This window comes from Arthrobacter sp. GCM10027362 (genome assembly GCF_042679445.1).
In the GTDB taxonomy this organism is placed as follows: domain Bacteria; phylum Actinomycetota; class Actinomycetes; order Actinomycetales; family Micrococcaceae; genus Crystallibacter.
In genome coordinates this window covers 1-18,108 of record NZ_JBHTML010000023.1, presented here as the reverse complement: position 1 = coordinate 18,108, position 18,108 = coordinate 1, and the positions used below count along the sequence as shown (strand labels likewise).

Below are 18,108 nucleotides of genomic sequence, written 5' to 3'. Positions count from 1 at the left end.
CCGGGCAGATGACGGACCGCCGCCGGCGCGTCCGGCCCGTTAAAAGATCCGGCGCCGGCGTTTCGTGCCGGCGCCGGAGGTTGGCTTTGCGGGGAGGGCGGGTCAGTTCACCGGACCGGTGAACTTTTCGCCCGGGCCTTTGCCCGGGGCATCCGGGAACGGCGAGGCCTCGCGGAAGGCCAGCTGCAGCGAGCGCAGGCCGTCGCGCAACGGCCCGGCGTGCTGGCTGCCGATTTCCGGGGCCGCCGCCGTGACGAAACCGGCCAGCGCGGTGATCAGCTTGCGAGCCTCGTCCAGGTCCTTCAGATCCTCCGCATCCTCGCCGGCGGCCAGGCCGCACTTGACCGCGGCCGCGCTCATCAGATGGACGGCAGCGGTGGTGATGACCTCGACGGCGGGGACCTCGGCGATGTCGCGCATCTGCTCGTGGACTTCCTGCTCGGCCTCGCTCGAGGGAGCTGCCGGTTCGAAGCTGTGGCGGTGCCCGGACCGGCTGGAGGGATTGCTGGACGGATTGTTTTCTGGCGTGCTCATACTGGTAAGCTTGTCACAGACCGATTGAAACCCGGTATTTGCCTGCCTTGCCGGTCCATCCTGCAGGGGCGGCATCACGGGGATCAATATGCAAGCGGAGACCTCTCCCACCTGTCGGCATGGATATCCAGAGCTGCCGGGTCGCGTCGGCAGACTGCTGCACAGGACCTTTGGGCTTCCTGCGCTGCTTCAGCGCCATCCGGAGCCCGGGTGGCTGTGCCGTGGCGGGGCCTTCGATTGCGCTTGCAATTGGGGGCCTTCTTCTTTTGCCGGCGGTGCCAGTTACCAAGAACACAGGAGCGACACATTAGCGAGCCACGAATCAATGATCGGATCCGCGTCCCCGAGGTGCGGTTGGTAGGACCGGCGGGTGAGCAGGTCGGGATTGTCCGCATCGAGGACGCCCTCCGGCTGGCTGCCGAGTCAGATCTGGATCTTGTTGAGGTTGCACCGCAGGCGAAGCCTCCGGTGTGCAAGCTCATGGATTTTGGCAAGTACAAGTACGAAGCTGCTGTCAAGGCCCGTGAGGCGCGCAAGAACCAGACGAACACGGTGCTCAAGGAGATCCGGTTCCGTCTGAAGATCGACACCCACGACTACGAGACCAAGCGCGGCCACGCCCTGCGGTTCCTCGGCGCAGGGGACAAGGTCAAGGCCATGATCCAGTTCCGCGGCCGCGAACAGCAGCGCCCGGAGATGGGCATCCGGCTGCTCCAGCGCTTTGCCGAAGACGTCGCCGAGGTGGGCGTGGTTGAATCCAGTCCGCGGATCGACGGCCGCAACATGGTCATGGTGATCGGTCCGCTCAAGAACAAGGCCGAGGCCAAGGCGGAAGCACGACGCGCGGCACAGAAGGCCGAGGCCAAGGCTGCCAACGAGGCCAAGGCTGCAGGCCATGCCGACGGCACCAAGGCCTCGGGCCAGCGCGCTCCGCGCGAGCGCGTGGATGTGACCTCGGAACAGGCACCGATGACCCAGAGCCTGGCCGACCTGCTGCCTGCCGGGTTGACCCTGCCCGTCGAAGCGCCGGAGGCCGAAGCGCCGGCTCCCGCACCGGCTGCGCCGGCTGCCGCCTCTGCGCCGGCTGCTTCCGCGCCGGCTCCCGCACCGGCTGCGCCGGCTCCGAAGCCTGCAGCACGGGCTTCTGCGCCCAGCCCCGTGGCACCGAAGCCCGGAGAAGCCAAGCCTGCCGTTCCCAAGCCCGGGGACATCAAGCCCTCGGTTCCGAAGCCGACGGCCATCCCCAAGCCTGCTGCCCGACCGGCAGCGCCCAAGCCCGCGGGTCGGGGCAGCTCCAAGAGCTGACCCCGGACCACGTTGATCTGGTACTGCCGGCGGCCTCTGGCCGCCCGGGCAGTCCGGCAGTCATGTAAACCGCCGGTATCCCATCTCGGGATGCCGCATGAGCCGATGGCCTCCGGGCCGGAGGAAGACGTAAGGAGAACGGCAGCCATGCCGAAGCAGAAGACCCACAGTGGCGCCAAGAAGCGCTTCAAGCTCACCGGCAGCGGCAAGCTCAAGCGCCAGCAGGCCAACCGCCGCCACTATCTGGAGCACAAGCCGAGCACGCTGACCCGCCGCCTGGCCGGCGACAGGATCGTTGCCCCGGCCGACGCCCGCACGATCAAGCGGATGCTCGGCCTCTAGTCCGGGCCCTTGGTCCCGCGGCGGCTGCCGCCGGGAACCTTTTCCACCAGAACTGCCCAGGCATCCAAGACGGCCTGGGAGAGAAAAATTTGAAGGAGTACGCACGTGGCACGTGTGAAGCGGGCGGTCAATGCCCATAAGAAGCGCCGGGTTGTCCTGGAGCGCGCGTCCGGATACCGCGGACAGCGTTCCCGCCTGTACCGCAAGGCCAAGGAACAGCTGCTGCACTCGTTTGTGTACAGCTACGGCGACCGCCGCAAGCGCAAGGGTGATTTCCGCCGCCTGTGGATCCAGCGCATCAACGCTGCGTCCCGCGCCAACGGCATGACCTACAACCGCCTGATCCAGGGCCTGAAGGCCGCCGAGGTCCAGGTTGACCGCCGCATGCTGGCCGAGTTGGCCGTCTCCGACGCCACCGCCTTCACCGCGCTGGTGCAGATCGCCAGGAACGCCCTGCCGGCCGACACCTCCGCCGCGGCTGCTGCCGCTCCGAAGGCTGCTCCGGCCGCCACTGCGTCCGCCGCCCCTGCCCCGGCCGGTGCCGTGCGCGCAGTCAACGGCGAAGATGCCCCCGAGGGCTTCGCCATCAAGGGCAACCAGTCCAAGAAGTACCACGTCCCGGGCTCGACCTGGTACGAGCAGACCGTGGCCGAGTACTGGTTCGACACCGTCGAGTCCGCCAAGGCTGCCGGTTTCGAGCCGGCCGGCGGCGAGGCACGCCAGAAGATCGCCGAATAACCGCTCAAACCGGATAACCGCATAATGAGCATTGCCGGGCGTCCGCAGGCGGTCATGTCCAATCCCCGAGCCGATCGGGTGAAGGAGGTGGCCAGGCTTGCCGGGCGCCCGGTGCGCTTAAAGCGGCGCCGGTTCCTGGCCGAGGGGCCGCAGGCAGTCCGGGAGGCCCTCGCCGCCCACCGGAACCGCACGGCCGGCGGCGGTTCCCCCGTGGTGGACGAGGTTTACGCCACCGAAGCCTGCCTGGACCGGCTGCCCGAGCTGGCGGAATTGGTTGGGCAGGCAGTTGGAGTGCCGCTGCGCCTGGCCACCGACGAGGTGCTGGCGGCAATGGCGGACACGGTCAGCCCGCAGGGGATCGTGGCCGTCTGCCACTTCCTGGACCGCCCGCTGGCCGAGGTGCTGGCGGCCGGGCCGCGCCTGCTGGCGGTGCTGGTGCGGGTGCAGGACCCGGGCAATGCCGGCACCGTGCTGCGCGCTGCGGATTCGGCCGGCGCGGACGCGCTGGTGCTGACCAGTTCCAGCGTGGACATTTACAACCCCAAGGCCGTGCGCTCCACCGCCGGTTCCCTGTTCCATCTGCCGGTGGTCACCGGCCAGGACCTGGAGGGCCTGTTGGCCGCCCTGCGCGGCCAGGGCATCACGCTGCTGGCGGCCGACGGGTACGGCAGCGTGGACCTGGATGTGCTCCAGGACCAGAGTGCGCTGCGCCGCCTGGGGGCAGCCGCCGGTGACCGTGACCGCGCTGACGAGTGCGCCGATGAGCGCGCCGACGGCGGTGTCGGCAGCGGCCTGCCGGCGCTGGAAGCGCCCACCGCGTGGCTGTTTGGCAATGAGGCCCAGGGCCTGTCCAACCAGGAATTGGCGGCCGCGGACCACCGGGTGGCGGTGCCTATCTACGGCCAGGCGGAAAGCCTGAACGTATCTACGGCAGCCACCGTCTGCCTCTATGCCTCCGCCCGGGCGCAGCGCCGCCAGGGGTAATGCCGCCAGGGGTAATGCCGCCGGGGGTAATGCCGCCGGGAAACGGTAGATAATGGTTTCCGGCGGCCGGAGGCGCCGGCCGTCGTCGGAAACCGACTCAGAGGAGGATCCGTGGCTGCCAGCGGCGGGACCAAAGCGATCGTTGCGGCGCTGGCCGCGAACCTGACCATCGCATTACTGAAATTCGTGGCCTTCCTGCTGACCAGGTCCTCGTCGATGCTGGCCGAGGCCATCCACTCCGTAGCGGACTCCGGCAACCAGGTGCTGCTGCTGGTCGGCGGCAAACGCGCCGCGCGCCAGGCCAGCCCGGAGCATCCCTTCGGCTACGGCCGGGACCGCTACATCTACGCGTTCATCGTCTCGATTGTGCTGTTCAGCGTGGGCGGCCTGTTCGCCCTCTACGAGGCGTACGAGAAATGGCATGATCCGCACCCGATCGAGGGCGTGTGGTGGTGGGTGCCGCTGGCAGTGCTCGTCGGGGCCATCATCGCCGAGTCCTTCTCGCTGCGCACCGCCGTCCACGAGTCCAAGCACCTGCGCGGCCAGCGCGGCTGGGTGGACTTCGTGCGCACGGCGAAATCCCCGGAGCTGCCGGTGATCCTGCTCGAGGACATCGGGGCGCTGCTCGGCCTGATCTTTGCCCTCTTCGGCGTCGGCCTGACCCTGCTGACCGGCAACGGCCTCTGGGATGCCGTCGGCACGGCCATGATCGGCGTGCTGCTGGTGGTGATTGCCGTCATCCTCGCCGTGGAGACCAAATCCCTGCTCCTGGGTGAGTCCGCCACCCGGGAGCATGTGCGCCGGATCGAACAGGCCATCGCCGGCGACGGCTTCACCCGGGTCATCCACCTGAAGACCATGCACCTGGGCCCGGAGGAACTGCTCGTGGCGGCAAAGATCTCGGTGGCCCAGGGGGATTCCGGCCAGGATATCGCCCGGCTGATCGACGCCGCGGAAGAGCGCATCCGTGCCGCCGTGCCGATCGCCCGGGTCATCTACCTGGAGCCGGACATCCTGCGCGCCGGCACGGCAGCCGGGGGAACCGCCGGCTCCGTCCGGGAAGGCTCCACGGGGGAAGGCTCCACGCCGGCCTGAACCGGCGCTCCGGAGCGGCGCCGGCCGCCCGCCGGGCTGATGTCCGGGACGGTTTCCCGGGGCCGCTAGCTTCCCGCCCGGTGCCGCTCCAGCCAGCTGCTGAGGGCGGCCACGCCCAGCCCCACCAGCGCCAGCGCGGCACCGACCAGGGCCGGGGCCCGGTAGCCCAGTCCCCATGCAATCACCAGGCCGCCCAGCGCCGCGCCGAGGGCGTTGGCGCAGTTCAGCGCCGAGTGGTTCAGCGACGCGGCCAGGGTCTGGGCATGCGGGGAAACGTCCATCAGTCGGGTCTGGAGGGCCGGGACCAGGCTGGAGCCGGCGGCGCCGAGCAGGAAGACCAGCGGCACCGCCAGCCACGGCACCGGTGCCGACGCCCAGAACAGCAGCTGGACCAGCACAATCGCCGCCATGACCAGGTGGATGCTGCCCATGACGGACCGGTCCGCCAGCTTTCCGCCGAGGATGCTGCCCGGCACCATGCCCAGGCCGTACAGGCCCACAATCAGTGGCAGGGCGGACTCCGGCAGCCCGGTCACCGACGTCATGGTGGGGCTGATGTAGGCATAGACGGCGAAGAATCCGCCGAATCCGACGACGCCGGTCAACAGGGCCAGCCAGACCTGCCCCCGTTTGAGCGAACCGAGTTCGCGCCGGATGCCGGCCCCCTCGTGGACCGGCTGGAACGGCACGAACCGCATCACCAGGACGACCGTCACGGCACCGAGGAGCGCAACCGCGAGGAACATCAGCCGCCAGCCGTAGTTCTGGCCCAGCCACGTCACCGCGGGCACACCCAGCACATTGGCCACCGAGAGCCCGAGCATCACCATGGCCACGGACTGGGCCCTGCGGGTGGGCGCCACCAGGGAGGCGGCGATGACCGCGGCAACGCCGAAGTAGGCCCCGTGCGGCAGCCCGGAGAGGAAGCGGGTCACCAGCATGGTGCCGAAGTCCGGGGCCAGCACGGAGGAGAAATTGGCCAGCGTGAACAGGGCCATCAGCACCACCGCCACGTATTTGCGCGGCAGCCGGGCGGCCAGGGCCGCGAGCACGGGGGCCCCGACGACGACGCCGAGCGCGTAGGCGGAGATCAGCTGGCCGGCGGCTGGAATGCTGATGCTCAGGCCGGCCGCGACATTCTGCAGCAGGCCCATGATGGCGAATTCGGTGGTGCCGATCGCAAACCCGCCGATAGCCAGTGCGAAGATTGCGGGTCCGGCCGGGATGGTGGCCGTGGTCGCCGGAGCGGCGGTGCGCGGTGAAGCCATATGTTCCACTCTAGGGCAGCCGCCGCCATACTCCGGCCGCCGTGTTTGGCCCCGTAGACTCGAACGGTGGAAAACGGTTTCAAGCAAATTGTCGGCGCAGCGATTGTGGATTCCCTGGCCCGGCCCTCCCGGCTGCTGGCCGCCCGGCGCAGCGCGCCCGAGCACTATGCGGGCATGTGGGAATTTCCGGGCGGAAAAGTGGAGCCCGGGGAGAGCTGCGAGGATGCGCTGCGGCGCGAACTGATGGAGGAACTCGGCGTGGACAGCAGGCTGGGTGCCGAGGTCGCCGGTCCGCTGGAGCAGGGCTGGCCGCTGACGGCGGGCGCGGCCATGCGGGTCTGGCTTGCCGAGGTTTCCTCCGGCGAACCGCTTCCGTTGGAAGACCACGACGAGCTGCGCTGGGTCCCGCTCGATCCCGGCCCACTCGGCGCCCTGCCGTGGATCCCTGCCGACCTGCCGATCGTCACGGCAGTGCTGGAGGCCGTGCGGTAGCAGCCGGCCACTGTAAGGGCCGGTCAAAAACTGAAAGAGCCGGTCAAAAACAGCGGATCAAAACAGCGTCGGGGCGGGGGTGGCCTCCCCGACGCTTCCGGCGGCCCGGAGGCCGGAATCCCGGAGGCCTGAACCCCGGAGGCCGTAGGCCGGTCCGTCGAACCCGTGCCGGGCGCGGAGGCGGGCCACACGCCCGGCCAGCCACTGCCGGTATTCCTTGGATGCGTAGGTGCCCCCGCCGTACAGCTGCCGGTAGCGGCCGGTAAGCTGCGGGTAGTCGCGGTCCAGCCACTGCAGGAACCACTCGCGCGATCCCGGGCGCAGATGCAGGGCGCCGGCGGTCACGCTTGTGGCTCCCGCCGCCCTGAGCCGGCCGAAGAGCGCATCAAGATGCTCGTCCCCGTCCGTCAGCCAGGGCAGCACCGGCATGGCCATGACGTTGACGTCCAGCCCGGCGTCGGCCACCGTGCGGACCAGGTCCAGCCGGGCCTTCGGAGTGGGCGTGCCCGGCTCGACCCGCTGCTGCAGCCGGGGGTCCATGAACGCCAGTGAGATGCCGACGCTGACCGGCACGCTGCGGGCTGCCGCGGTGAGCAGCGGCAGGTCCCGCTTGAGCAGCGGGCCCTTGGTCAGGATTGAGAACGGCGTCCCGGAGTCGGCCAACGCGGTGATAATGCCGGGCATGAGGCGGTAGCGCCCCTCGGCACGCATGTACGGGTCCGAGTTCGTGCCCAGCGCTACGTGCTCGCGCTGCCAGGCTGGACGGGCCAGTTCCTTGCGCAGCACCTGCACGATATTCGTCTTGACGATGATCTGGGTGTCGAAGTCCAGGCCCGAATCGAAATCCAGGTACTCGTGGGTGCGCCGGGCGAAGCAGTAGGTGCACTGGTGCAGGCAGCCCCTGGTCGGGTTGATCGTCCAGTCGAAGGGCATGGCGGATTGAGCCGGGACGCGGTTCAGGGCGCTCTTGCAGAGCACCTCGTGGAACGTGACCCCGCTGAACTCGGGAGCGCGCGTGCTGCGGACCAGCCCGGCAATCCGGGACAGGCCGGGCAGGGCCAGCGGATCTTCCGACTCAAGGCTCTGTCCTGACCAGCGCATACCTATATTAGAACATATGTTCTAATCCCGGGCTGGCATTACAGGCTGGCCGCAGGGGCCGACCCCCACCCCCACGTGACGGTGAGACGGGCGGCGAGCTCGGCCGAGCCGGGCACTACCGGCATGGCCTCGGCCACCAGGGCGGCTTCCCGGACCGCAGGCAGCGGCGCGGGCCCGCCGGCGGGGGCTTCCTCGATCCGCTGCACCATGCCCAACGTGCGTCCGGCAAGGCCGGCCAGCTGTCCGGCCTTGATCTGCGCGTCCCGCCATGCAGCCTCCCGAGCCGCGGCGGCCAGGGCGGCCGGGTCTGAAAAGCCGTAGCTGATGCCGCCGACCCGCAGGCTGTCGCCGGCGGCCGCCACGGCAGCCTGGAGAACTTCGGATGCCTGCGGCAGGGCCCGGATGGTGACGCCGAAGGAGGTGGAGGCGGTGTACCCGGTGGTTTCCTGGCCCCGGCCGTTGCGCCAGGCAGTCTCCGGCCGCAGCGAGATGGCGGACGTGGCGGCGTCGTCGCCGGCAATGCCGGCGCCGTGCAGCGCGGCCAGCAGGCGTTCGGCGGCATCGGCGGTACGCCGCCAGGCCCCGGCCAGGTCCGTGGCGGTGGTTTCGACACCGAGGCTGAGCCGGAGCAGGTCGGGCGCGCCCGATGCCGACCCGGTTCCGGTGACGGTGATGCCGTCGTTCACGGCTGTTTCCTGCACGCCTGTTTCCTCCATAGCCATTTCCTCCGTGACCTATTCCTCCGTGATCGTATCGTTCAGGACCGTAGCCTTCACGGCCGTCTCCAGGCCCGCAGCGGACGTTCGATGTAGCCGCCGGCGGACAGGCCGGCCCGGCGCTCGAAGACGTTCCGCGAGGCTGGATCGCCGGTCCGCCACAGCGACCACAGGGCGGCCAGGCCGTAGAGGGGCAGGAACGGCAGACCCAGGCAGGCGGCATACTGCGTGCTGTGGCGGGCCTCGTGGGCGAGCAGTTCGGGATGCTCCGCCAGGGCCGCGGCTGCGGGCCGGAAAAGCACCACATTGCCCACGGTGAAGGCGGCGGCCTTCGGCAGCACCGGCCGGTAGCCGTGGGCGATGACCAGCCCGTGCGGTCCGGGCCGGGTCCGGCAGCCGGCGGCGGCGGCCACGGCCAGGCCCAGCGGAGTGGACAGGTTAAGCCAGTTCAGCGCCTTCCGCAGGCGCTCCCGAAAGGTCATGCGGACATCATAGGACGCCCCGGCCGTTAGACTTATTGGTGCCGGGGCCGCCTAGGGGAACCCGCACCGAGCTACCACGCTGAGCTACCTACACTACTGACCGACCACAGTTAAGAACGAAGACATGTCTGAAACCACCTTGGGGACCGCCTCCCCGCAGCCGGCGGAACTGGCCGAGCCCGCCCGGAGCGTGCCGCATCCGCTGGACGAAGCCGCCGTCGACGACGCCGTCAGCCGCGCGCTCGCCGCCTTCGCAGCCGCCGGCAACCTGGACGAGCTCAAGACCGCGCGCATCGCCCACACCGGCGAGAAGTCGCCGCTGAGCCTGGCCAACCGGGAAATCGGCAAGCTGGCCAAGCAGGACAAGGCCGCTGCCGGCAAAATCATCGGCCCGGCCCGCGGGCGGGTGAACCAGGCGCTCGCGGCCCGCACCCAGGAGCTCGAGGCCGCGCGGGACGCGCAAATCCTCATCGAGGAGGCCGTGGACGTCACCGCCGCCCCGCGCCGGCGCCGGGCCGGGGCGCGGCACCCGCTCTCCACGCTGCAGGAACGCGTCAGCGACATCTTCGTGGGCATGGGCTGGGAGATCGCCGAGGGTCCCGAGGTGGAGTCCGAGTGGTTCAACTTCGACGCACTGAACTTCAAGCCGGACCACCCGGCGCGGGAAATGCAGGACACCTTCTTCGTCGACCCGCCCGAGGCGCACCTGCTGCTGCGCACGCACACCTCGCCGGTCCAGGTCCGCTCCCTGCTCGAGCGGGACCTGCCGGTCTACGTGCTGTGCCCGGGCAAGGTCTTCCGCACGGACGAGCTGGACGCCACGCACACCCCGGTGTTCCACCAGTTCGAGGGCCTGGCCGTCGACAAGGGCCTGAGCATGGCGGACCTGCGCGGCACCCTGGAGCATTTCGCCCGGCAGATGTTCGGCGCCGAGGCGTCCATCCGGCTGCGCCCGAACTACTTCCCGTTTACCGAGCCTTCCGCGGAACTGGACATCTGGCATCCCGGCGCCAAGGGCGGGCCGCAGTGGATCGAATGGGGCGGCTGTGGCATGGTGCACCCGAATGTGCTGCGCGCCGCCGGCATCGACCCCGAGGTCTACTCCGGCTTTGCCTTCGGCATGGGCATCGAGCGCACGCTCATGTTCCGCAACGAGGTCAGCGACATGCACGACATGATCGAGGGCGACGTCCGTTTCAGCGAACACTTCGGGATGGAGATCTAAGCAATGCGTATCCCACTTTCCTGGCTGCGCGAGTATGCCCAGGTGCCGGCGGACGCCACCGCCGAAGACGTCATGGCCGAACTGGTCAAGGTCGGCCTGGAGGAAGAGGGCGTCCACCGCCCGCTGGACGAGCTCAGGGGCCCGATCGTGGTGGGCCAGGTGCTCTCCGTGGTCAAGGAACCGCAGTCCAACGGCAAGACCATCAACTGGTGCCAGGTCCGCGTGGTGCCCGAAGGCGCCCGGCAGGCGCTGACCGGGGACGGCATCGACCCCTCCGGCGTGCAGGGCATTGTCTGCGGGGCGCACAACTTCGAGCCCGGGGACAAGGTGGTCGTCACCCTGCCCGGCGCCGTGCTGCCCGGCGACTTCCGGATCACCCCGCGCAACACCTACGGCCATATCTCGGCGGGCATGATCGCCTCGGTGCGCGAGCTGGGCATCGGCGAGGACCACGACGGCATCCTGGTGCTGTCCACGCTGGGGCTGGACCCCGAGGTCGGCGCGGATGCGCTCGAGGTGCTGGGGCTCTACGACGAGGCCGCCGAAATCAACGTCACCCCGGACCGGAGCTACTGCTTCTCCATCCGCGGCGTGGCCCGTGAATACGCCCACGCCACCGGCACCGGGTTCAAGGACCCTGCCGACGGCGTCGTCGTCGCCGAGCCGGCGGGCGAGGGCTACCCGGTGAAGATTGAGGACGCGGCGCCGATCCACGGCAAGCCCGGCTGCGACCGCTTCGTGGCCCGCACGGTGCGCGGGGTGGACCCGAAGCGGCCGACGCCGCCGTGGATGGCCTCGCGGCTGCGCCTGGCCGGCATCCGCTCCATCTCGCTGGTGGTGGACATCTCCAACTACGTCATGCTCGAGTTGGGCCAGCCGCTGCACTTCTACGACCTGGACAAGCTCCAGGGGCCCATCGTGGTCCGCCGCGCGAACCCGGGGGAGACCCTGCAGACCCTCGACGACAAGGTCCGCACCCTCGATCCCGAGGACCTGCTGATCACCGACGATTCCGGCGCGATCGGCATTGCCGGCGTGATGGGCGGGGCGGCCACCGAGGTCTCGGACAGCACCGTCAACGTGCTGATCGAGGCCGCCCACTTTGAGGAAGTGAGCATCGCCCGCTCCCGGCGCCGGCACAAGCTGCCCTCCGAAGCCTCCAAGCGCTTCGAACGCGGTGTGGACTGGCAGGTCGCGGACGAGGCCGCCCAGCGTGCGGTGGACCTGCTGACCGAACTGGCCGGCGGCACCGCCGACGCCGCAGCCACCGACGTCGGCATGGAGCCGGCCCCCGTGACCATCGAGCTGCCCGCCGGCTTCGCCGCCGAGCGGATCGGCATCGACTTCACCGAGGAGCAGATCACCGGCAGCCTGGCGGACCTGGGCGCCGTCGTTGAAAAGCACGTCGTCGAAAAGCACGGCGGCACCGGCCGGGACGACCAGGGCTACACCGTCACCGTGCCGAGCTGGCGCCAGGACCTGGCGATCAAGGAGGACCTGACCGAGGAGATCGCCCGGCTGGTTGGCTACGACAAGATCCCGGCGACCCTGCCGGTGGCCCCGCCCGGGCGCGGGCTGACGCGCCAGCAGCAGCAGCGCCGCCGGGTGCTGCAGGCGCTCGCCGACGCCGGGCTGGTGGAGGTGCTCTCGTACCCCTTCGTCACCAAGGCCGACAACGACACCTTCGGGGTGGCCGAGGCCGGTGCCGGGCGCAGCGCCGTGAAGCTGGCGAACCCGCTCAGCGACGAGCACGGCTACCTGCGCACCACGGTGCTGCCCGGGTTGCTGGAAACCGCCCGGCGCAACCATTCCCGCGGCTTCCGCGACCTGGCGCTCTACGAGGCCGGCCTGGTCTTCCTGCCCGACGGCACGCTCGGGACGGCCGAACTCCCGCCGCTGGGCCAGCTGCCCCCGGAGGAGGTGCTGGAGAGGCTCTACACCGGGCTGCCGGCACAGCCGCTGCACATTGCCGCGGTCTTCACCGGCCATGAGTCACCGGCCGGTGCCGGCCACAGCCCGCGGCCGTGGGACTGGGCCGATGCACTGGACGCCGCCCGCCTGGTGGCCGACGTGCTCGGCGTGGACCTGGTGGTGTCCCAGGGGGCGCACCAGGCGTTCCACCCCGGCCGCACGGCTGCCCTGTCGCTGCGCAGCGGAGAGCTGGTGGGCCATGCCGGCGAGCTGCATCCGAAGCTGCTGGCCGCCCGGGACCTGCCGGCCCGTACCGTGGCCTTCGAGCTGGACGCGGACGCACTGTTCGAGGCGGCTGCGGATGTGGTGGTGGCCAAGCATATCTCCACTTATCCGGTGGCCACCCAGGACGTGGCGCTGGTCGTGGACGAGGCCATCCCCGCCGGGGAGGTGCTCGAGACGCTGCGCGAGGGTGCCGGCGGGCTGCTCGAAGATATCGCGCTCTTCGACGTCTACACCGGCCCCGGCATCGGGGAGGGCAAGAAGTCGCTGGCCTTTGGCCTGCGCTTCCGCGCCAACGACCGCACCCTCACCGCGGAGGAAGCCTCCGAGGCCCGCGCCGCTGCCGTCGCCCTGGCCGCCGAACGCATCGGCGCCGTCCAGCGCTGAGCAGGCAGGGCGGCTTAGCGTACGGCGACGCAGCGCACACAGGCATGGCACGCAGCCTGCAGGCGCCGGCCGGATCAGGGGATGAGCAGCAGCTTCCCGGTGGTCCGCCGGGCCTGCAGGTCTGCGTGGGCCCGGGCCGCGTCGGCCAGCGGGTAGCTGGCGCCGATCCGGATGTTGAGCTTGCCTGCGAGGACGGCATCGAACAACTCGCCGGAGCGCCAGCGCCGTTCCTCGGACGTGAGCAGATGGTCCGCGAGCTTGGGCCGGGTGAGGAAGAGGGAGCCGCCGGCATTCAGCCGCTGCACGTCGAACGGCGGAACCTGGCCGGAGGCTCCGCCGAAGAGCACCATCATGCCCCGCTTGCGCAGGGACGCCAGCGAGCCGTCGAAAGTGTCCTTGCCGACGCCGTCGTACACCACGTCGACGCCGGTGCCCTTGGTCAATTCGCGCACCTTTTCGGCGAAGCCTTCGTAGCGCAGCACCTCGGCCGCGCCCGCTGCGCGGGCCAGCGCCTCCTTTTCATCGGACGAAACGGTGGTGATGACGCGGGCCCCTTTGGCCTTGATCAGCTGGGTGAGGATCAGGCCCACGCCGCCTGCGCCGGCGTGGGTGAGCACCGTCTGCCCCGCCTGCACCTTGAAGGTGGAATTGACCAGGTAGTGCGCGGTCATGCCCTGCAGCGGCATGGCGGCGGCCACCTCGTCGCTGATGCCCTCGGGCACCGGCAGCGCCGCCTCGGCACGGACCAGGGCGTACTCGGCGTAGGTCCCGGACCCCTCCGAGAACGCCACCCGGTCTCCGACGGCAACCCCCGTGACCCCCTCGCCCAGCGCCGCCACTGTCCCTGCCGCCTCGCTGCCGGGGGTATACGGGAAGGGCACCTTGTAGGTGCCGCTGCGCTCGTAGGTCTCGATGAAATTCACCCCGGCGGCGGCCACCTTCACCAGCAGCTGCCCGGTTCCCGGGACCGGGATGTCCACGTCCTGCAACTGCAGGACTTCTGGTCCGCCGGGGGCGGCTGCCACAATTGCTTTGGTTGTCCGGGTCGGGCTTTCAGTCATGGGGGAGTCCTCTCCTGGTCCGATGCTGCTGGATGCGCGGATGCGGACACCATCCTAGGCCGCCGGCACACCTGCCGCAGGCTGTATAATTATCATGACTAATGCATAAATTTACTGTACGGTGGTTGTTATGAGTTTTTCTGTTGCCGTCTCCGGTGCCAGCGGCTATGCCGGCGGCGAGGTGCTGCGCCTGCTCGCCAGCCATCCGGGTGTGTCCATTGGCGCGATCACGGCCCACAGCAATGCCGGGGCGCCGCTGGGCGAACTCCAGCCGCACCTGCATTCATTGGCCGGGCGCGAGCTGGTGGACACCACGGTGGAGAACCTGGCCGGGCATGACGTGGTCTTCCTGGCCCTGCCGCACGGAGCCAGCGCCGGCATTGCCGCGCAGCTGCCGGAGGACACCCTGGTGATCGACGCCGGCGCCGACCACCGCCTCGAGGACCCGATGGCCTGGGAGAAGTTCTACGGCTCCGCGCACGCGGGCACCTGGCCCTACGGCCTGCCGGAGTTGCCCGGGCACCGCGAGCGGCTGCGCACTGCCCGGCGCATCGCGGTGCCCGGCTGCTATCCGACGAGTTCGCTGCTGGCTTTGGCGCCCGGCTTCGCCGCCGGCCTGCTGGAGCCTGACGACGTCGTGATCGTCTCCGCCTCCGGCACCTCCGGCGCGGGCAAGTCCGCCAAGGTCAACCTGCTCGGCTCGGAAGTCATGGGCGGGATGAACCCCTACGGCGTCGGCGGCGGCCACCGGCACACCCCGGAAATCGAACAGGGCCTGAGCGCGGCCGCCGGCGCGCAGGTGAAGGTCTCCTTCACGCCCACACTGGCCCCGATGAGCCGCGGCATCCTCACCACCGCCACGGCGAAGGCCAGGTCCGGGGCGACCGCCGCGGCGCTGCGCGAGGCGTGGGCCGCCGCCTATGCGGACGAGCCCTTCGTGCACCTGCTGCCCGAGGGCCGCTGGCCGCACACGAAGGCCGTGCTGGGTTCCAACCACGCCGTGATGCAGCTGGCCCTCGACGAGCACAGCGGCCGCGTGGTGATCACCTGCGCCATCGACAACCTCACCAAGGGCACTGCCGGCGGTGCGATCCAGTCCATGAACATCGCCCTCGGCCTCGAGGAGACCGCCGGCCTGACCCACCAGGGAGTAGCACCGTGAGCGTCACCGCACCCAAGGGCTTCCGCGCCGCGGGCATCACCGCCGGCCTGAAGGCCTCCGGCAAGCCGGACATGGCCCTGGTGGTCAACGACGGCCCGGCCAAGGCGGCGGCGGCCGTCTTCACCTCCAACCGGGTGGCGGCCGCCCCGGTGCTGTGGTCCCGCCAGGTGGTCAGCGACGGGCGGGTGGATGCCGTCATCCTCAATTCCGGCGGCGCCAACGCCTGCACCGGCGCCGAGGGCTTCCAGAACACCCACGCCACGGCGGAAAAGACCGCCGGCGCCCTGGGCATTTCCGCCGGCGACGTGGTGGTCTGCTCCACCGGCCTGATCGGCGAGCAGCTGCCGATGGACAAGGTGCTGCCCGGCGTCGAGGCGGCCGTGGCCGCATTGGGCAGTGGAAGCGAAAGCGACGGCGGCGCCGCCGCCGCCGAGGCGATCATGACCACGGACACGGTCTCCAAGCAGGCGGGTTTTGCCGGCGCCGGCTACAGCATCGGCGGCATGGCCAAGGGCGCCGGCATGCTGGCTCCGGGACTGGCCACCATGCTGGTGGTGATCACCACCGACGCCGCGCTGGAACCGGCCGCGCTCGACGCGGCGCTGCGTGCGGCCACCCGGGTCACCTTCGACCGCACCGACTCGGACGGCTGCATGTCCACCAACGACACGGTGGTGCTGATGTCCTCGGCCGCCTCCGGGGTCGCCCCCGACCCCGGCGAATTCACCGCCGGCCTGACCCGGGTCTGCGCGGACCTGGCCCGGCAGCTGATCACCGATGCCGAGGGCGCCAGCCACGATATCGCGATCACCACCGTGAACGCCGCCACCGAGGCGGACGCCGAGAACGTCAGCCGCGCCGTCGCCCGCTCCAACCTGTTCAAGACCGCGATCTTCGGCAACGATCCGAACTGGGGCCGGGTGCTCTCCGCCGTCGGCACCACGGACGCGGCGTTCGAGCCGGAGCAGCTGAACGTGTCGATGAACGGCGTCCAGGTCTGCCGCAACGGCGGCGTCGGCGAGCCGCGCAGCCTGGTGGACCTCTCCGGCCGGGAAGTGGCGGTGGTGATCGACCTGAACGCCGGCCGCGAGACCGCCACCATCTGGACCAACGACCTGACCCACGCCTACGTCGAAGAAAACTCCGCCTACTCGAGTTAAGAAGGCAGCCCCTATGAACACCTCAATGCTCGTGGCCCAGGACAAGGCCGCCACCCTGATCGAGGCCCTGCCCTGGATCCAGCGCTTCGCCGGGACCACCATGGTGGTCAAGTACGGCGGCAACGCCATGGTCAACGAGGAGCTGCGGCGCGCCTTCGCCGAGGACATCGTCTTCCTGCACCACGTGGGCATCAGGCCGGTGGTGGTGCACGGCGGGGGCCCGCAGATCAATGCCATGCTCGGCAGGCTGGGCATCGAGTCCGAGTTCAAGGGCGGCCTGCGGGTCACCACCCCGGAGGCCATGGACGTGGTGCGGATGGTGCTCACCGGCCAGGTCGGGCGCGAACTGGTGGGGCTGATCAACTCCCACGGACCCTACGCCGTGGGGATGTCCGGGGAGGACGGCGGCCTGCTGCAGGCCGCGCGCACCGGCACCGTGGTGGACGGCGAGGAGGTGGACCTGGGCCTGGTCGGCGAGGTGGTGGGCGTGAACCCCTCCGCCATCCTGGACCTGCTCGAGGCCGGGCGGATTCCGGTGATCTCCACCGTGGCCCCCGAAATCAGCCATGACGGCGAGCCCACCAGCCAGGTGCTCAACGTCAACGCCGACACCGCCGCGGCCGCGGTGGCCGATGCGCTGCACGCCTCGCGCCTGGTGATCCTCACGGACGTGGAGGGCCTGTACGCCAACTGGCCGGACCGCTCCTCGCTGATCTCCTCGCTGACCGCCTCCGAACTGCGCGCCCTGCTGCCCAAGCTCGAGTCCGGCATGATCCCGAAGATGGAGGCATGCCTGAAGGCCGTGGACGGGGGAGTGGAACGCGCCGCGGTGGTGGACGGGCGCATGCCGCATTCGATACTGCTGGAAATTTTCACGACGGCTGGCATCGGCACCCAGATCGTTCCGGATGGAGAGGACGCATGAGCGACACGCACACCGCAGCCGAACTGGCGGCCTTTGAGGGGCTGCACAACCAGGAGCTGCTGGCCCGGTACAACAATTCCCTGATGGGGGTGTTCGGCACTCCGCAGCGCGTGCTGGTGCGCGGTACCGGCTGCACCGTCTGGGACGCCGACGGCAAGGAATACCTGGACCTGCTTGGCGGCATCGCGGTCAACGCGCTGGGCCACGCCGACCCGTTCCTGACCAGCATCGTATCCAGCCAGCTGGCCACCCTGGGCCATGTCTCCAACTTCTTCACCAGCCCCACCCAGATTGCCCTGGCCGAGAAGCTGCTCGAACTCGCCCAGGCCCCCGCCGGGTCCAGGGTGTTCTTCGCCAACTCCGGCACCGAGGCCAACGAGGCGGCCTTCAAGCTGGCCCGGCGCAATGCCGGCACCCCCGAGCAGCCGCGCACGCGCATCATCGCCCTCGAGGGCGCCTTCCACGGCCGCACCATGGGCGCGCTCGCGCTGACCGCCAAGCAGGCCTACCGCGAGCCGTTCGAGCCGCTGCCCGGCGGCGTCGAGCACATTCCGTTCGGGGACGTGGAGGCGCTGCGCGCGGCAGTGGACTCAACCGTCGCCGCCGTCGTGCTGGAACCGATCCAGGGCGAGGTCGGCGTCCGGCCGCTGCCGGCCGGTTACCTGAAGGCCGCCCGGGACCTGACCCGCGAGGCCGGCGCCCTGCTGGTCCTGGACGAAGTGCAGTCCGGCGTCGGCCGCACCGGCAACTGGTTCGCCTTCCAGGGCGAGGTGGCCGGCGGCGAGCCGGTCCTGCCGGACGCGATGACCTTGGCCAAGGGCCTCGGCGGCGGCTTCCCGATCGGCGCCCTGGTCACCTTCGGCGCGGAGGTCTCCGGCCTGCTCACCGCCGGGCAGCACGGCACCACCTTCGGCGGCAACCCGCTGGCCACCGCGGCC

Annotated in this window: 18 protein-coding genes; 12 read left to right on the top strand and 6 right to left on the bottom strand. The window is 70.1% G+C overall.

Annotated elements, in window-relative coordinates:
• Positions 1 to 102 precede the first annotated feature (102 nt).
• Positions 103 to 534 carry a DUF1844 domain-containing protein gene (locus tag ACFQ36_RS06085; protein WP_377011650.1) on the bottom strand — a complete coding sequence of 144 codons (432 nt, stop codon included), beginning with the start codon at positions 532 to 534 and terminating at the stop codon, positions 103 to 105.
• Between the two features lie 348 nt (positions 535 to 882).
• Between ACFQ36_RS06085 and infC the strand changes: the two genes are divergently transcribed.
• The 5 genes from infC (at position 883) to ACFQ36_RS06060 (ending at position 4,998) form a co-directional block, all read left to right on the top strand.
• A complete protein-coding gene (infC, locus tag ACFQ36_RS06080; protein ID WP_377011648.1) occupies positions 883 to 1,839 on the top strand; it encodes a translation initiation factor IF-3 in 957 nt (318 codons plus the stop codon).
• A 147-nt stretch (positions 1,840 to 1,986) separates the two neighbouring features.
• Complete coding sequence (gene rpmI / locus ACFQ36_RS06075) at positions 1,987 to 2,181, top strand: 50S ribosomal protein L35 (protein WP_377011647.1); 195 nt, start codon at positions 1,987 to 1,989, stop codon at positions 2,179 to 2,181.
• Between the two features lie 105 nt (positions 2,182 to 2,286).
• Positions 2,287 to 2,919: a 50S ribosomal protein L20 gene (rplT, locus tag ACFQ36_RS06070; protein ID WP_377011645.1), complete on the top strand. Its 633-nt coding sequence runs from the start codon at positions 2,287 to 2,289 to the stop codon at positions 2,917 to 2,919.
• Positions 2,920 to 2,943: 24 nt separating this feature from the next.
• The gene (locus tag ACFQ36_RS06065; protein ID WP_377011643.1) at positions 2,944 to 3,903 is read left to right on the top strand and encodes a TrmH family RNA methyltransferase; all 960 of its coding nucleotides are present in this window, start codon (positions 2,944 to 2,946) and stop codon (positions 3,901 to 3,903) included.
• Positions 3,904 to 4,014: 111 nt separating this feature from the next.
• The gene (locus ACFQ36_RS06060) at positions 4,015 to 4,998 is read left to right on the top strand and encodes a cation diffusion facilitator family transporter (protein WP_377011641.1); all 984 of its coding nucleotides are present in this window, start codon (positions 4,015 to 4,017) and stop codon (positions 4,996 to 4,998) included.
• A 65-nt stretch (positions 4,999 to 5,063) separates the two neighbouring features.
• Here the strand turns inward: ACFQ36_RS06060 and ACFQ36_RS06055 are convergent, their stop codons facing one another.
• On the bottom strand, positions 5,064 to 6,266 hold the full coding sequence (locus ACFQ36_RS06055) for an MFS transporter (protein ID WP_377011639.1): 1,203 nt from the start codon (positions 6,264 to 6,266) through the stop codon (positions 5,064 to 5,066).
• Between the two features lie 66 nt (positions 6,267 to 6,332).
• Between ACFQ36_RS06055 and ACFQ36_RS06050 the strand changes: the two genes are divergently transcribed.
• Positions 6,333 to 6,758 (top strand): (deoxy)nucleoside triphosphate pyrophosphohydrolase, encoded by a 426-nt coding sequence (locus tag ACFQ36_RS06050; protein WP_377011637.1) that lies wholly within the window; start codon positions 6,333 to 6,335, stop codon positions 6,756 to 6,758.
• 57 nt (positions 6,759 to 6,815) lie between these two features.
• Here the strand turns inward: ACFQ36_RS06050 and ACFQ36_RS06045 are convergent, their stop codons facing one another.
• The 3 genes from ACFQ36_RS06045 to ACFQ36_RS06035 form a co-directional block, all read right to left on the bottom strand.
• The gene (locus tag ACFQ36_RS06045) at positions 6,816 to 7,859 is read right to left on the bottom strand and encodes an Rv2578c family radical SAM protein (protein ID WP_377011636.1); all 1,044 of its coding nucleotides are present in this window, start codon (positions 7,857 to 7,859) and stop codon (positions 6,816 to 6,818) included.
• 38 nt (positions 7,860 to 7,897) lie between these two features.
• A complete protein-coding gene (locus tag ACFQ36_RS06040) occupies positions 7,898 to 8,560 on the bottom strand; it encodes an SIMPL domain-containing protein (RefSeq protein ID WP_377011635.1) in 663 nt (220 codons plus the stop codon).
• Between the two features lie 71 nt (positions 8,561 to 8,631).
• On the bottom strand, positions 8,632 to 9,057 hold the full coding sequence (locus tag ACFQ36_RS06035) for a DUF4157 domain-containing protein (protein WP_377011633.1): 426 nt from the start codon (positions 9,055 to 9,057) through the stop codon (positions 8,632 to 8,634).
• 124 nt (positions 9,058 to 9,181) lie between these two features.
• Here ACFQ36_RS06035 and pheS point away from each other — a divergent pair, with 124 nt between their 5' ends.
• Both pheS and pheT read left to right on the top strand, forming a co-directional pair.
• Positions 9,182 to 10,282: a phenylalanine--tRNA ligase subunit alpha gene (pheS, locus tag ACFQ36_RS06030; protein ID WP_377011631.1), complete on the top strand. Its 1,101-nt coding sequence runs from the start codon at positions 9,182 to 9,184 to the stop codon at positions 10,280 to 10,282.
• A gap of 3 nt (positions 10,283 to 10,285) precedes the next feature.
• Entirely contained in the window at positions 10,286 to 12,862 is a 2,577-nt protein-coding gene (pheT, locus tag ACFQ36_RS06025) for a phenylalanine--tRNA ligase subunit beta (protein ID WP_377011629.1), read from the top strand.
• Between the two features lie 74 nt (positions 12,863 to 12,936).
• Here the strand turns inward: pheT and ACFQ36_RS06020 are convergent, their stop codons facing one another.
• Positions 12,937 to 13,923 carry a quinone oxidoreductase family protein gene (locus ACFQ36_RS06020; RefSeq protein ID WP_377011628.1) on the bottom strand — a complete coding sequence of 329 codons (987 nt, stop codon included), beginning with the start codon at positions 13,921 to 13,923 and terminating at the stop codon, positions 12,937 to 12,939.
• A 130-nt stretch (positions 13,924 to 14,053) separates the two neighbouring features.
• Here ACFQ36_RS06020 and argC point away from each other — a divergent pair, with 130 nt between their 5' ends.
• The 4 genes from argC to ACFQ36_RS06000 all read left to right on the top strand — a co-directional run.
• Positions 14,054 to 15,085: an N-acetyl-gamma-glutamyl-phosphate reductase gene (argC, locus tag ACFQ36_RS06015; RefSeq protein ID WP_377011626.1), complete on the top strand. Its 1,032-nt coding sequence runs from the start codon at positions 14,054 to 14,056 to the stop codon at positions 15,083 to 15,085.
• A complete protein-coding gene (gene argJ / locus ACFQ36_RS06010) occupies positions 15,082 to 16,245 on the top strand; it encodes a bifunctional glutamate N-acetyltransferase/amino-acid acetyltransferase ArgJ (protein ID WP_377011624.1) in 1,164 nt (387 codons plus the stop codon). Before argC ends, argJ begins: the two co-directional genes overlap by 4 nt.
• Before the next feature lie 13 nt (positions 16,246 to 16,258).
• Positions 16,259 to 17,170 (top strand): acetylglutamate kinase, encoded by a 912-nt coding sequence (gene argB / locus ACFQ36_RS06005; protein WP_377011622.1) that lies wholly within the window; start codon positions 16,259 to 16,261, stop codon positions 17,168 to 17,170.
• Positions 17,167 to 18,108, top strand: a 942-nt coding sequence (locus ACFQ36_RS06000; protein ID WP_377011619.1) for an acetylornithine transaminase, incomplete at its 3' end; no start/stop codon positions are given. The genes argB and ACFQ36_RS06000, both read left to right, overlap by 4 nt.

Bases quoted from the DNA above. Each gene is read 5' to 3' on its own strand.
- ACFQ36_RS06045 (WP_377011636.1), bottom strand. From the start codon at position 7,859: ATGCGCTGGTCAGGACAGAGCCTTGAGTCGGAAGATCCGCTGGCCCTG.
- pheS (WP_377011631.1), top strand. From the start codon at position 9,182: ATGTCTGAAACCACCTTGGGGACCGCCTCCCCGCAGCCGGCGGAACTG.
- ACFQ36_RS06055 (WP_377011639.1), bottom strand. From the start codon at position 6,266: ATGGCTTCACCGCGCACCGCCGCTCCGGCGACCACGGCCACCATCCCG.
- pheT (WP_377011629.1), top strand. From the start codon at position 10,286: ATGCGTATCCCACTTTCCTGGCTGCGCGAGTATGCCCAGGTGCCGGCG.
- ACFQ36_RS06020 (WP_377011628.1), bottom strand. From the start codon at position 13,923: ATGACTGAAAGCCCGACCCGGACAACCAAAGCAATTGTGGCAGCCGCC.
- argC (WP_377011626.1), top strand. From the start codon at position 14,054: ATGAGTTTTTCTGTTGCCGTCTCCGGTGCCAGCGGCTATGCCGGCGGC.
- ACFQ36_RS06035 (WP_377011633.1), bottom strand. From the start codon at position 9,057: ATGACCTTTCGGGAGCGCCTGCGGAAGGCGCTGAACTGGCTTAACCTG.
- ACFQ36_RS06085 (WP_377011650.1), bottom strand. From the start codon at position 534: ATGAGCACGCCAGAAAACAATCCGTCCAGCAATCCCTCCAGCCGGTCC.
- argB (WP_377011622.1), top strand. From the start codon at position 16,259: ATGAACACCTCAATGCTCGTGGCCCAGGACAAGGCCGCCACCCTGATC.
- rpmI (WP_377011647.1), top strand. From the start codon at position 1,987: ATGCCGAAGCAGAAGACCCACAGTGGCGCCAAGAAGCGCTTCAAGCTC.
- ACFQ36_RS06065 (WP_377011643.1), top strand. From the start codon at position 2,944: ATGAGCATTGCCGGGCGTCCGCAGGCGGTCATGTCCAATCCCCGAGCC.